Annotated in this window: 12 protein-coding genes; 8 read left to right on the top strand and 4 right to left on the bottom strand. The window is 61.5% G+C overall.

The window, feature by feature from the left end; translation table 11 throughout:
• The first annotated feature begins 64 nt into the window (after nt 1-64).
• Nucleotides 65-2032: an ATP-binding cassette domain-containing protein gene (locus tag AC1DV6_RS07840; RefSeq protein ID WP_477976792.1), complete on the top strand. Its 1968-nt coding sequence runs from the start codon at nt 65-67 to the stop codon at nt 2030-2032.
• The gene (locus tag AC1DV6_RS07835) at nt 2032-2493 is read left to right on the top strand and encodes a hypothetical protein (protein WP_477976790.1); all 462 of its coding nucleotides are present in this window, start codon (nt 2032-2034) and stop codon (nt 2491-2493) included. The genes AC1DV6_RS07840 and AC1DV6_RS07835 overlap by 1 nt, the downstream gene beginning before the upstream one ends.
• On the opposite strand, the gene AC1DV6_RS07830 is transcribed toward AC1DV6_RS07835, so the two are convergent.
• Nucleotides 2490-3392: a LysR family transcriptional regulator gene (locus AC1DV6_RS07830; protein ID WP_477976788.1), complete on the bottom strand. Its 903-nt coding sequence runs from the start codon at nt 3390-3392 to the stop codon at nt 2490-2492. The two genes, AC1DV6_RS07835 and AC1DV6_RS07830, sit on opposite strands and share 4 nt — an antisense overlap.
• A gap of 104 nt (nt 3393-3496) precedes the next feature.
• Between AC1DV6_RS07830 and AC1DV6_RS07825 the strand changes: the two genes are divergently transcribed.
• The 3 genes from AC1DV6_RS07825 to AC1DV6_RS07815 all read left to right on the top strand — a co-directional run bounded on the left by AC1DV6_RS07825 (nt 3497) and on the right by AC1DV6_RS07815 (nt 7267).
• The gene (locus tag AC1DV6_RS07825) at nt 3497-4270 is read left to right on the top strand and encodes an SDR family NAD(P)-dependent oxidoreductase (protein WP_477976786.1); all 774 of its coding nucleotides are present in this window, start codon (nt 3497-3499) and stop codon (nt 4268-4270) included.
• Nucleotides 4271-4370: 100 nt separating this feature from the next.
• Nucleotides 4371-5561 (top strand): GGDEF domain-containing protein, encoded by a 1191-nt coding sequence (locus AC1DV6_RS07820; protein WP_477976784.1) that lies wholly within the window; start codon nt 4371-4373, stop codon nt 5559-5561.
• A gap of 113 nt (nt 5562-5674) precedes the next feature.
• On the top strand, nt 5675-7267 hold the full coding sequence (locus AC1DV6_RS07815; RefSeq protein ID WP_477976783.1) for an amidase: 1593 nt from the start codon (nt 5675-5677) through the stop codon (nt 7265-7267).
• A gap of 42 nt (nt 7268-7309) precedes the next feature.
• Here AC1DV6_RS07815 and AC1DV6_RS07810 read toward each other — a convergent pair whose 3' ends face one another.
• From AC1DV6_RS07810 to AC1DV6_RS07800, 3 genes are all read right to left on the bottom strand, one after another.
• Entirely contained in the window at nt 7310-8560 is a 1251-nt protein-coding gene (locus AC1DV6_RS07810; RefSeq protein WP_477976781.1) for a CaiB/BaiF CoA transferase family protein, read from the bottom strand.
• A 161-nt stretch (nt 8561-8721) separates the two neighbouring features.
• Nucleotides 8722-9000, bottom strand: coding sequence for a hypothetical protein (locus AC1DV6_RS07805; protein WP_477976779.1), 279 nt, complete (start codon nt 8998-9000; stop codon nt 8722-8724).
• 192 nt (nt 9001-9192) lie between these two features.
• Nucleotides 9193-10389, bottom strand: a complete 1197-nt coding sequence (locus AC1DV6_RS07800; protein ID WP_477976777.1) for an acyl-CoA dehydrogenase — start codon at nt 10387-10389, stop codon at nt 9193-9195.
• A 209-nt stretch (nt 10390-10598) separates the two neighbouring features.
• Between AC1DV6_RS07800 and AC1DV6_RS07795 the strand changes: the two genes are divergently transcribed.
• From AC1DV6_RS07795 to AC1DV6_RS07785, 3 genes are read left to right on the top strand one after another with little or no spacing between them, the layout of a single operon-like run.
• Nucleotides 10599-12266: a flavin monoamine oxidase family protein gene (locus AC1DV6_RS07795; RefSeq protein WP_477976775.1), complete on the top strand. Its 1668-nt coding sequence runs from the start codon at nt 10599-10601 to the stop codon at nt 12264-12266.
• Nucleotides 12267-12271: 5 nt separating this feature from the next.
• Nucleotides 12272-13069 (top strand): carbon-nitrogen hydrolase family protein, encoded by a 798-nt coding sequence (locus tag AC1DV6_RS07790; RefSeq protein WP_477976773.1) that lies wholly within the window; start codon nt 12272-12274, stop codon nt 13067-13069.
• Nucleotides 13069-13971: a LysR substrate-binding domain-containing protein gene (locus AC1DV6_RS07785; RefSeq protein ID WP_477976771.1), complete on the top strand. Its 903-nt coding sequence runs from the start codon at nt 13069-13071 to the stop codon at nt 13969-13971. Before AC1DV6_RS07790 ends, AC1DV6_RS07785 begins: the two co-directional genes overlap by 1 nt.
• Nucleotides 13972-14015 lie beyond the last annotated feature (44 nt).

Genomic DNA, 14015 nt, shown 5'->3' with positions numbered 1-14015 from the left:
CAAACACATGGCACTAATGGCTCGAACGCCCCAACTGGGATAATCGAGGGTTACACGGAACCCTATGGCACTCATTACCCTTCTCGACGCCCAACTCGCATTTGGACACGTCGCACTGTTAGACCACGCTGACTTCTCCCTTGAAACGCAGGAGCGCGTGGGTCTGATTGGCCGCAATGGCGCCGGCAAATCGTCCATGCTCAAGATTCTGGGCGGCATGGAGCGACCCGATGACGGCACGCTGCAGGTGCAGGGCGGCACACGCATTGCGTATGTGGCGCAGGAGCCCATTCTGGACGGCGACGCTACTGTTTTTATAGCTGTTCGCGCAGGTTTGGAGCGCGTGATCGGCCTGATTGAAGAATATTGCCTGGGCCATGGCGACCTCGACGCGATGCAAAGCGAGATCGAAACGCTGGATGGCTGGAACTGGGAGCAGCGCGTGAACGAGACGCTGCAGCGCCTGCATTTGAACCCGGACGCCGTGATCAGCACGCTGTCGGGCGGTACCAAGAAACGTGTGGCGCTGGCGCAGGCGCTGGTCGCACAGCCCGACGTATTGCTGCTCGATGAGCCGACCAACCACCTGGATCTGGACTCCATCGAATGGCTGGAAGGGCTGCTGGTGGACTTCAAGGGCTCCATCATCACCATCACCCACGACCGTTCGTTCCTTGACAACGTGGCGACCCGCATCGTCGAGCTGGACCGCGGCAAGCTGATGAGCTACCCCGGCAACTTTGCTGCCTACCTGCTGCAAAAGGAAGAGCAGCTGGCGCAAGAAGCGGTCATCAACGCCAAGGCCGACAAACTGCTGGCGCAGGAAGAAGTGTGGATTCGCAAGGGCGTGGAGGCGCGGCGTACCCGCGCTACCGCGCGCATCGTGCGGCTGGACGAGCTGCGCGCCAAGCGCGAAGCGCGCCGCGATGTGGTCGGCAGCGTCAACATGGACGTGAGCAGCGGCGACAAGAGCGGCAAGCTGGTCTCCGAGATGGTGCATGTGTCCAAGACTTTCGGCGACCGCAAGATCGTCGACAACTTCACTGCCACTATCCTCCGTGGCGACAAGATTGGTTTGCTCGGCCCGAATGGCGCGGGCAAGACCACACTGCTCAAACTGATCCTCGGCGAGCACAAACCCGACCCGGCACCGACCAACGCGCCCAAGCCCGAGCCCGGCCACAGCCCCTGGGGCACGGTGCGCTTGGGTGCGAATGTCACCGTCGCCTACTTCGACCAGATGCGCAACGCGCTGGACCTAGACGCGACGCTGGAAGACTTCATCAGCCCCGGCTCTGAGTGGATCGAGATCGGCAACCAGAAGAAGCACCGCAAGAGCTACTTGGGCGACTTCCTGTTCTCCCCCGCACGCGCGACCTCACCTGTGCGCTCCCTCTCCGGCGGCGAGCGCAACCGCCTGCTGCTGGCCCGCCTGTTCGCGCGCCCTGCCAACGTGCTGGTGCTGGACGAGCCGACCAACGACTTGGACATCGACACGCTGGAGCTGCTGGAAGACCTGCTGCAAAACTACGACGGCACGGTGTTTCTGGTCAGCCACGACCGGACTTTCCTGGACAACGTGGTCACCAGCACGATTGCCTACGAAGGCGATGCCAAATGGCGCGAATACGAAGGCGGCGTCAGCGACTGGCTGATCCAGACCAAGCGCGCCAACGCGATCAATGCGGCGCAAGGAAAGACCACGGCCAAGCCCTTTAATTACGAGCGTGAGCAGCTACAAAAACAGGAGCAAGCCACTGCACAAGTGAGTGCCGCTGCGCCTGCTGCACCCGCCCCGACCAAGACAAAAAAACTCAGCTTCAAGGAACAGCGTGAGCTGGACGGCCTGCCTGCGGCAATTGCCGCTTTGGAAGCCGAGCAAAAGGACATTGCCGAGGCACTGGCCGATGGCAGCCTCTATGCCAGCGACAACGCCCGCGCAGTGGAGTTGTCAGAGCGCAGCACACAGATCGACGACGAACTGATGACCGCGCTGGAGCGCTGGGAAGTGTTGGGCAAGCCCGCAAGCTGATGTCTATCTGTCTGCATATCGGCGATGACGCGACCACGGTGACGTTTCTGCCGGGCGAATCGCCGCTGTCGCTTGCGCTGGGAACGCAGCGCACCGCCACTGCATTTTTCCGCAACGCACCGCCCACCGCCGCCGAACTGGAAAACGCCATCATGGCGGTGGAAGACGAGGTCACGCGTGCACGCGCGCTGGTCGCAGGCCAGACCGATCTGTGGACCACCGACGACGCCATTCGCCAGATCGCGCTGCTCTACGGCGCACCGGACGCGCCCGAGATGGAGTTGTCGATAGAAGCAGTGGAGCGCATGTTCGATTTGCTGGCGGCACTGGTGCAGGGCCGCCCCTCATCCAGCGCGGGCATTCCCAGCGACACCAACTTTGCTGCCACGCTGCTGATCCTGCGCGAGTTCATGCACCACTTGCAGTTCGCGGCCATCCGCGTGTTGGCTTCTCCCATTTAGGCGAGATAGCGGTCCACTTCCTTCGCCAGCCAGTCCATCACCACGCGCACACGGGTGGGCAGGTTGCGCCGGTTCGCGTACAGCAGCGTCAGTGGCATGGGCTCGGGCAAAAAGTCCGGCATCACGGTTTGCAATAACCCTTGCGCCAGCAGTTCGCGCACACCTGCAGCAGGCACCTGAATCAGCCCCAGCCCCGCGACACAAGCCGCCTGATAGGCGTCGGCGTTGTTGACGGTTAGCGCGCCCGCCACTGGCTGCGTGCGGGTCTGCCCGCCTTCGAGGTAGTCAAAGCCATCGGCCTTCGCGCCCAACGTGGGCACGTAGTGGATCAGCCGATGCGTCACCAGATCGGCCGGTACGCGGGGCACACCAAAGGCCGCCAGGTAGGCGGGGCTTGCGCAATTGACCATGGGCATGCGCCCGACCGTGCGGCCAATCAGGCCGGGGTCCACCACGGCACCGGCGCGCAATACGCAGTCAAAGCCTTCACGAATCACGTCGACACGGCGTTCGGTACAACTGAACTCCAGCTCCAACAGCGGATGCGCTTGCAGCAGTTCGGGCAAATGCGGAATGACCGTGTTGCGCGCAAGCGCGGTGGGCATGTCGATGCGTACGCGGCCGCGCACTGCTTCAGCGCCCTTCTGCTTGAACATGCCTTGTAGCTCTTCCATGTCGACCAGCATGTCCTTGCAGCGCTCGTAATACGCCTGGCCGTCGTGCGTCAGTTGCACCTTGCGGGTGGTGCGCTGCAACAGCCGCGTGCCGAGCTGGTTTTCCAGTTGCTGCACCGCGTTGGAGACCGTGGCTTTGGGCAGGCCCAGGGCTTCTGCCGCCTGCGTGAAGCTGGACAGCTCGGCGACGCGGGCAAAGATGGACATGCTGTCTACGGGGTTCATTGTTCAATTTTAGATAACAAACCAATCAGGCAATAGGTATTTATCTAATCAATCGCCATCAATAGACTTCCTTTCATCGCAAACCACCTTGAAAAGGACTTCTTATGAACACCGCTACCAACTCTTCCAAAATCGCCCTGATCACCGGCGGCAGCCGGGGCTTGGGCCAAAACATGGCGCTGCATCTGGCGCGCCAGGGCGTCGACGTGATCCTGACCTACCGCACCGAACAGGCGCAAGCCGAAGCCACCGTCGCCGAGATCACCGCACTGGGCGCCAAGGCAGTCGCCTTGCAACTGGACGTAGGCGACAGCGCCAGCTTCGCCGCCTTTGCAGACCAAGCGCAAACCGCGCTGCGCACGCAATGGCAGCGCCAGCGCTTTGACTTTCTGGTGAACAACGCCGGCATGGGCATCCATGGCGCGTTCATGGACACGACCGAAGACCAGTTCACACAGCTGTTCAACGTGCACCTCAAAGGCCCGTTCTTCCTGAGTCAAACACTGTTGCCACTGATGAACGACGGTGGCCGCATCCTGAACCTGTCAAGCGGCCTTGCGCGTTTTGCGCTGCCCGGCTATGCGGCCTATGGCGCGATGAAGGGCGCCATCGAAGTGCTGAGCAAATACATGGCCAAGGAGTTGGGCGCGCGCGGCATTAGCGTCAACGTGGTCGCACCGGGCGCGATTGCGACGGACTTTGGCGGCGGCGCAGTGCGTGACAACCCGCAGCTCAACAGCTTTGTGGCGGCGCAAACCGCACTGGGCCGTGTCGGCCAGCCGGATGACATTGGCGCGGTGGTGGCCAGCCTGCTGTTGCCCGGCACCGGTTGGATCAACGGCCAGCGCATTGAAGCATCGGGCGGCATGTTCCTCTGATGCCGAATTAACGCGCCGTTACAAACTCCCCTATCAGGGCGAACCCGAAGGCGCGCAAACCCTGATTGTGGGGAGACTGGCCTGCCGACAGAATCAGCCCATGAATATCCTCATGGCAGGCCTGTCGGCACAGCTGCTGGTCTACAGCATGACCTGGCTGGCGCTGGGAGTGGGTTACCGGCTCAAGCGCCACGTGGCATTGATGTGGTCCGCCGGATGGATGATGGGCACCTGTGCCACTGCACTGCTGTTCTTCAACACGCTGGAGTTGCCGGTATCACGTGATCTGGTGATCAATGTGCTGGCGGTCGGCGGGTTTCTAATGATCCGCCATGGCGTGGACGCGTTTGCCGGTGCACCCACGCCTCTGTGGGAACATGCCCTCGCATTGGGCGGCCTGGCTCTGGTGGAAGTACTGCGCCGCCAGGGAGGTGAGGCCACCACGGCCTGGCGTGTCTGCATTTTCACGGCGGTTGCCAGCTGGCCCTTGATCGGCATAGGCTGGCGCATGGTGCGCTGGAAAATGGCGCTGCCCCGCACGTCGTACCTGACCATCGCCATTCTGCTGGCGCCGCTGGTCTTGACGATAGGGTCCTTCGTGTTTCGGGCGGTGCTGGTAGTCACCGGTACCGACGTCAACACCGTCAACTACGACCAGGGCAGCAACTTTGACCTGCTGGCCACGCTGGTATTCCTGCTGGTGCTGGGGGCCTTCAATTTCTCGCTGGCCAATCTGGTGCTCGGCGCACTGGTCGAACGTCTGCGCACCCTGTCAGCCACTGACCAACTCACGGGTCTTGCGAACCGGCGCGTGATGATGCGCCGCCTGGTGGAAGAGCACGCGCGCTTTTTGCGCAGCGGCCAGGTCTACAGCGTGGTGATGATGGACCTGGACCACTTCAAGAAGGTCAACGACACCCACGGGCACGGCGTCGGCGACCAGGTGCTCAAGGGGCTTGCCAACTTGCTGCAAAACAGCCAGCGCCAGACCGACACGCTGGCGCGCACTGGCGGTGAAGAATTCATGTTGCTGATGCCAATGACCGATGTGGACGGTGCTACAGCGCACGCCAACCGGCTGTGCGAGCGCGTGGCCCGCGCCGCGATGGCGACGGACGCTGGCGTTCAGCACATCACGCTGAGCCTGGGCGTGGCCGAAGCGGGGCTCGACGATGCTTCGGGAGACATCGTCGTGTCGCGCGCTGATTCGGCGCTGTACCGCGCCAAGGATGCTGGCCGCAACCGCGTAGAGTTTGCATCGCGTGTGGTGATGCCGGGCTGGGTGCTCTAGGCCAACACCCTGGGCCTGCTGCCAGAATCCCGCGGCGCCCACCGGCGCACGAAAGCCGCTATCCTGCGGCGTCCCGTTCCCCTCAATCTCTTTTATCGCCAACGAGGAAACCCATGAAACGCAGAAGCCTGATGCAACTTGGAATGGTGGGCGGCCTGGCCGCACTGGCCGTCAAAGAAACGCTGGCCGCCGGTACCGATCCGATGAACATCGCCGAGGCCACTGTCAACGATCTGCAGGCTGCGATGCAGTCCGGCAAAGTTACGTCTCTGCAACTGGTGCAGGCCTATACCGCACGCATCCAGGCCATCGACAAGGCCGGCCCCAAGCTGAATTCGGTGATTGAGCTGAACCCCGATGCCACTGCGATCGCGAAAGCGCTGGACCAGGAGCGCAAGCAAAAGGGTGCGCGAGGCCCGCTGCACGGCATCCCCGTATTGCTGAAGGACAACATCGCCACGGCGGACCGCATGCAGACCACCGCGGGCTCGTTGGCGTTGATCGGCATCAAGCCCCCGAAAGATGCGCATCTGGTCAAGCGCCTGCGCGATGCAGGCGCAGTCATATTGGGAAAAACCAATTTGTCGGAGTGGGCGAACATGCGTTCCACACGGTCCACCAGCGGCTGGAGCGCGCGCGGTGGCTTGACGAAGAATCCGTATGCGCTGGACCGCAACACCAGCGGCTCCAGCTCGGGTTCTGGCAGCGCGATGGCCGCAGGCCTGGCTGCGTTGGCTGTTGGCACCGAGACCGATGGCTCGATCACATCGCCCGCGTCGATTGCCAGCCTGGTTGGCATCAAGCCCACCGTCGGCCTGGTCAGCCGCGCGGGCGTGATCCCGATTTCGCATTCGCAAGACACCGCAGGGCCGATGACGCGCACCGTGGCAGACGCGGCGGCGTTGCTCACTGCCCTCGCAGGCACCGACAGCGACGACGCGGCCACTGCACAGGCGAACAACAAAATGGCGGACTACAGCAAGGCGCTGAGCAAGGACGGCCTGCGCGGCAAACGCGTGGGCGTGTTGCGTAGCCAGTTTGACGCACAGGGCGAACTGGTCGGCCCCGTCGTCGAGGCCGAACTCGCCGTGCTCAAAGCGCAAGGCGCCATCCTGGTGGAAGTGGCCGAGATTCCGAACAGCGCGAAGTACGGCGATTCGGAACTGACTGTGCTGCTCTACGAGCTCAAGCACGACATGGCGGATTACCTCGCCAAGTACGCGCCGGGCTCCAAGATGCAAACGCTGGCCGACCTGATCGCATTCAACGATGCGAACAAGGCCAAAGAGATGCCCTACTTCGGTCAGGAGCATTTCATCCGCGCGCAAGCGAAAGGCGGGCTGGACAGCCAGGAGTACATGGACGCGCTGGCCAACAACATCAAATTCTCCCGCGAAGAAGGCCTGGACAAGGCATTCGCCGAGCACAAGCTCGACGCGCTGGTCGCGCCGACGGGCGGCCTCGCGTGGCAGACCGACTTCATCAACAGCGACTTCTATGGCACCAGCTTCACGTCGCCCGCTGCGGTGTCAGGCTACCCGCACATCACCGTGCCCGCAGGCTTTGTGCACGGCTTGCCGTGTGGCCTGTCGTTTGTCGGACTGGCGTGGAGCGAGGCCAGCCTGATTGGCATGGCCTACGCGTACGAGCAGGCCAGCAAGCGGCGCAAACCGCCAACGTATCCGAAGTCCGTCAATCTGGGTTGACTGCGCTTAGGTGTGTGTCCTGCTGGGGCAGGGAATGCCGCCTTACACCACCCCGTTGTGATGCAACGCAGCGATGGCTTGCGCATCCAGCCCCAAGCCCGTCAGCACCTCGTCTGTGTGCTCGCCCAACGCCGGTGGCGCGCGGTGCAGCACTGGCGGCGTATCTTGCAGACGCAAGGGGCTCGCTACAGTTGCTATTGATTTAGGAGCTGCTTGCGCAAGTTCTACGGGCATTACAGCCTGATTTACCACCAAACCCCGAGCTTGTACCTGGGCATCGGCAAAGGCCTGGCCGATGTCGTTGATCGGCCCGCAGGGCACGGCTTTGTCTTCCAAGAGCGTGATCCACTCGGCCGTCGTGCGTGTGCGCGTGACTTCTTCCATCGCCGGAATCAGCGCGCCGCGGTTCGCGTTGCGCTCGCCCATGGTCGCAAAGCGCGCGTCCGCCGCCCACTCCGGTTTGCCCACCGCGTGGCTGAACCGACTGAACTGCCCGTCATTGCCAATCGCCAACAACATCGAACCGTCTTTGGTAGCAAAGTCCTGGTACGGCGCAAGGCTGGGGTGGCTGTTGCCTTGTCGTTGCGGCACCTTGCCGGTGTTCAAAAAGCCCGCCGCCTGGTTAGCAAGAATCGCCATGCCCACATCGAGCAGCGCCATGTCAATGTGCTGCCCTTTGCCCGTGCGATGGCGCACTTCCAGCGCCGCCAGAATCGCGCTGGTCGCATAGATGCCGGTGAACACATCGGTGATTGCCACGCCCGCCCGCTGCGGCCCACCGCCGGGTGTGCCATCCGGCCGCCCGGTAATGCTCATCATCCCGCTCATCGCCTGAATCATCAGGTCATACCCCGCGCGCTCAGCGTACGGGCCGGTCTGGCCGAAGCCTGTGATGGAGCAGTAAATCAGCTTGGGGTTGATCGCCTTCAGGCTCTCGTAATCCAGCCCGTAATGCTTCAAGCCACCGACCTTGAAGTTCTCCACCAGGATGTCGCTCTGCAACGCCATCTTGCGAATGATCTCCTGGCCTTCGGGCTTGGCAATATCGATCGTGATGGAACGTTTGTTGCGATTGCAGGCGGTGAAGTAGCTCGCATGCTCGGTGGCGTTGCCTTCCGCGTCTTGCAGAAACGGAGGTCCCCAATGGCGCGTGTCGTCTCCGTCACCTGGCTTCTCTACTTTCACCACATCGGCACCAAGATCAGCGAGCATTTGCGTGCACCACGGACCTGCCAGAACGCGGGAGAGGTCCAGCACTTTGAGATGGCCTAGAGCTGAGGGCTTTTCTGTCATGGGGTGTTCTTTCGTTTCGTGCGATTTTTTGCTTTGCTTGTGTACCCGCCAAGCGGGGTCAGGCCGGGTGCCTCATACGCGCTGCGCTTTGCGAAATCGGCCCCCGGCCTGACCCCGCTCGCCGTGATGTGGCTTGAGATTGCAGTGACGAAATGTCAAATTTATTCTTCGTCGTTGTCTAGAGGTTTCTTGGAACGCCTCCAAGAGCCAATTTCTTTTCCAATGGCCATCAATACCAGTATTGGCAATGCATACATTAGTCCAAACCCAAGTAATTCCGCAGTCCCGGCGTCCGCAAATTTGAAACATAAGATTACGCTCACGATGGCCCCAAGGCCATACCAACCAGATCGATCAGGACCGTCTTTTTTCTTAGTCATTAGGCCGAGGGCGAATCCAACACCGAGCAGCCCAAAGATGATGAAATAGCCCGTATCCATATGTACTCCCTTTAGGTGACGCATACGAGTATCCATGACGTAAGCACATTCGCCAGAACCGCCTCAATTACCAGCAGAATCGCCCGCAGGGAAAGGGGTATGGGTTCCCGCCGATTTCTGGGCATTTGACAGTATGAGGCGGGGGCCCATGCCCCTTTCCCTGCTGCCAACAATGCAGGCGTGAAACACAGGTCAGTTAGCAAATGCAGCAATCCCCGTCTGCGCCCTACCCAAGATCAACGCATGAATATCGTGCGTACCTTCATAGGTGTTCACTACCTCCAGATTCACCAAATGCCGCGCCACGCCAAACTCATCCGAGATGCCGTTGCCGCCCATCATGTCACGCGCCAACCGCGCAATATCCAGCGCTTTGCCGCAGGAGTTGCGCTTAAGGATGGACGTGATCTCGACAGAAGCTGTGCCCTCGTCCTTCATGCGGCCCAAACGCAGACAACCTTGCAGGCCCAACGCGATTTCGGTTTGCATGTCGGCCAGCTTTTTCTGGATCAATTGGTTCGCAGCCAACGGGCGACCGAACTGTTTGCGGTCCATCGTGTACTGGCGTGCGCGGAACCAGCAGTCTTCTGCGGCACCGAGTGCGCCCCAGGCAATACCGTAGCGTGCTGAGTTCAGGCAGGTGAACGGGCCTTTCAAGCCCTGGACTTCGGGGAACGCGTTTTCTTCCGGGCAGAACACGCCGTCCATCACGATCTCGCCGGTGACCGACGCACGCAGACCGACCTTGCCATGAATGGCCGGAGCGCTCAGGCCCTTCATTCCCTTCTCCAGCACAAAGCCGCGAATCGGGCCGACCTTGCCAGCTTCAGACACTTCTTTGGCCCACACCACAAACACATCGGCCATCGGAGAGTTGGAGATCCACATCTTGGAGCCGGACAGCTTGTAGCCGCCCGCCACCTTGTGCGCACGCGTGGCCATCGAGCCGGGGTCGGAGCCGTGGTCGGGTTCGGTCAGGCCGAAGCAACCGATGAATTCGCCAGTGGCCAGCTTGGGCAGGTATTTTTGCTTTTGCGCTTCAGTACCGAATTCAAAAATCGGCACCATCACCAGCGAGCTTTGCACGCTCATCATCGAACGGTAGCCGCTGTCCACACGCTCCACTTCGCGGGCGATCAAACCGTAGGCCACGTAGTTCAGGCCGGGGCCGCCGTATTGCTCAGGGATCGTCGGCCCCAGCAAACCCAGCTCACCCATTTCGCGAAAAATCGCCACATCGGTCGTGCCATCGCGGAAGGCTTGCGTCACGCGCGGCAGCAGTTTGTCCTGGCAATACGCAGCGGCCGCATCGCGCACCATGCGCTCGTCGTCTGAGAGTTGGCTGTCCAGCAGAAAGGGGTCTTGCCAGTTGAATGCGGCGTGGGCCATGGGGCGCTCCGAGGTGTGAGGGAAAGTCTGCAATGGTAGTCGGGCGCGGAAGGCTTCACAAGCGCGGTTTTTGCAAGCATCTATGCGCATGGCGCATGTTTGGAGGCGTCGCATGGCCTTTGGCTATAGGAATTCTGTCTTTTGTGTGCTTTCTGTATTGCACCCGCTGCATGGCTGTGACATAGTCCCGCTTTCTTCGCGAGCATCCCATGAGCACGAGCCCCACCAAGCCACCCGTCACGATCTTTGGCCCCGACTTCCCTTTCCCGTTTGACGACTGGATTGCCCATCCCGCAGGTTTGGGTGCACTGCCGAAAGAGCGGCATGGCGAAGAAGTCGCGATCGTCGGCGCGGGCATGGCCGGAATGGTGGCGGCCTATGAGCTGATGAAGCTGGGCCTGAAGCCTGTGGTTTACGAGGCTTCCAAAATGGGCGGGCGACTGCGCTCGCAGGTGTTTGAAGGCACGAAGGATGTGGTGGCCGAGCTGGGTGGCATGCGCTTCCCCGTATCGAGCACGGCGTTCTACCACTACGTCGACATGCTGGGCTTGAAGAGTGCGCCCTTCCCCAACCCGTTGACGCCCGCCTCGCCCAGCACGGTGATTGATCTGGAAGGCAAGACCTTTTACGCCGAGAAACTGGCCGATTTGCCCGCGATTTTTCGCGAAGTGGCCGAGGCCTGGGCGCAAGCGCTGGAAGACAGCGCGCAGTTCACGCCTGTGCAGGACGCGATCCGCGCACGCGATGTGCCGACGCTGAAACGGCTGTGGAACGAGTTGATTCCCAAATGGGATGACCGCACGTTTTACGATTTCGTGGCCAGCTCAGAGGCATTTGCCAAGCTGTCGTTCCACCACCGCGAACTGTTTGGCCAGGTGGGCTTTGGCACCGGCGGTTGGGATTCGGACTTCCCCAACTCGATGCTGGAAATTTTGCGCGTGGTGATGACGCAGTGCGATGACCACCAGCGTTTGATCGTCGGCGGCGCCGACCAGGTGCCGCACGGCCTGTGGCGCCATGCGCCCGCGACGCTGACACATTGGCCCAAGGGAATGACGCTGGAGAAATTGCACAACGGCGCGACCAAACCCGGCGTCGCGAAGATCGCACGCGCTCCAAGCGGCAAACTCGCTGTCACTGACTACTGGGGCACAACACGCGAGTACGCGGCCGTGCTGACCACCTGCCAGAGCTGGCTGCTGACCACGCAGATTGCCTGCGAAGAGTCGCTGTTCTCGCACAAGCTGTGGATGGCGCTGGACCGCACGCGCTACATGCAATCGAGCAAGACCTTTGTGATGGTGGACCGGCCGTTCTGGAAAGACAAGGACCCGGAGACTGGCCGTGATGTGATGAGCATGACGTTGACCGATCGTCTGACACGCGGCACTTATCTGTTTGACAACGGTCCGGACAAACCCGCCGCCATTTGCTTGTCGTACGCATGGATGAGCGACGCGCTAAAGATGCTGCCGCAGCCGGTGGAAAAGCGCGTGAAGCTGGCGCTGGATGCGTTGCAAAAAATCTACCCGAAGGTCGACATTGCCAGCCACATCATTGGAGATCCGATCTGCGTGTCGTGGGAAGCGGACCCGCATTTTCTGGGCGCGTTCAAGGGCGCACTGCCCGGACACTACCGCTACAACCAGCGCATGTATGCGCACTTCATGCAGGACGATTTTCCCGAAGCGCAAAAGGGCATCTTCATTGCGGGCGACGATGTGTCGTGGACACCGGCCTGGGTCGAAGGTGCGGTGCAGACCTCTCTGAACGCGGTATGGGGCATCCTGCACCAGCTGGGCGGCAAGACGCATGCGGACAACCCCGGCCCAGGTGACGTATTTGCGGAGCTTGGGCCTATCGCCCTGCCGGAATAAGCACTATGCAAACCCAACTGCATCTCGCACTGTGGCAATGCGCGCCACTGCCGCTAAAAGTTGAAGGCAATCTGAAGCGGCTGGATACCGCTGCAAAGGAAGCCGCACAAGGTGGTGCGGACGTTCTCGTGTGTCCAGAGATGTTTATCACCGGCTACAACATTGGCGCATCGCAGGTGCAGGCATTGGCGCAAGCCGCTGACGGCGCATTTGCACGCGGGGTGGCCGAGATTGCGAAGCGACATTCCATTGCCATCGTGTACGGCTACCCCGAGCGGGATGGCGGCGAAGTGTTTAACGCGGCGCAGTGCATTGCCGCTGATGGCGCGCCGCTGCTCAACATCCGCAAGGCCCATTTGTTTGGCGATCTGGACCGTAGCCAATTTTCTGCAGCGCCTGCACACGACACGTTGTTCGACTTCCTTGGCTGGAAGGTCGGCCTGCTGATTTGCTACGACGTGGAGTTTCCCGAGAACATGCGCCGCCTCGCGCTGGCGGGTGCTGACCTGGTGCTGGTACCCACAGCCAACATGCCGGACTACGACTTCGTTGCCCAAAGCATGGTGCCAGTGCGCGCCTATGAAAACCAGCTCTTCGTTGCGTATGCCAACTACGTCGGCGCCGAGGGTGAGGTGCAGTACGGGGGCTTGAGCAGCGTGGCTGCGCCCAATGGGCAGGTGCTGGCGAAGAGTGGTCGTGAATCTGAACTCTTATTCGCGACCGTGGATGCGAATCAGCTCGTCGCAACCCGCCTGCGCAATACGCATGTGGCCGATGCACGTGCGCTGTTGAAGGATCTCTGATGCGTCGCACTATTCCCGCCACCCATGCACTGCTGTGCTTTGAAGCAGCGGCGCGCCTGGAAAGCTTTACCCGCGCGGCGCAAGAGCTGTCGCTGACACAAAGCGCGATCTCCCGGCAGATCACCGCGCTGGAAGAGCTGGTCGGCACGGCGTTGTTTCGCCGCACACGCCATGGCGTGGCCGTTACCCAGGCAGGCGCCCGCTATGCCAAACAGGTGACGCTGCGGCTGCGTGCGTTGGAGCAGGACACGCTGGATGTGATGTCGACCCAAGGCCGCGGCGGCAGCGTGCGGCTGGCCAGTGTGCCGACCTTTGCGGCGCGGTGGCTGATCCCGCGCCTGCCGAATTTTGCAAAAGCACATCCAGACATCACGGTGCACATCGACACGCGCACCCGGCCCTTCATGTTTGCCGACACGCTGTTTGATGCGGCGCTGTACTCCGGCACCGCGGCGCAAGTGGCGCAATGGGCCGGCACGCGCGCCCACATGTTGCTGGCGGAAGAGGTGGTGCCCGTTTGCAGCCCCAAACTGTTGCAAGGGCGCAAGTCATTGAGCCCGACCGCGATTGCCAACTCGCCGCTGTTGCAGCAAAGCACACGTCCCGAATGCTGGCAGACCTGGTTCGCCGCCTGTGGCGTCGATGCCCCGCTGGCGCTGGCCGGGCCGCGCTATGAGCAGTTCTCGATGACCGCGGCGGCGGCCATTCAGGGCCTGGGCGTGGGTCTGATTCCGCGCCTGCTGATTGAGGAGGAGCTACGCACCGGGCAACTGGTGGTGGCGCACCCACAGTCGCTGCCGGAAGCGCGGCACTATTGGGTCGTGCAGCCCGACAGCGCCACGCCAAATACCGCGCTGGATATTTTTCTGGCTTGGCTGGAGGCGCAAACCGGTACTGTTTGATATGCTTTGTTACAAACAGGCATTCCTCAATACAAAGGCCTTGG

Source organism: Rhodoferax sp. P2_H8_2, assembly GCF_056403235.1.
This window is presented reverse-complemented; position numbering and strand designations above follow the sequence as displayed.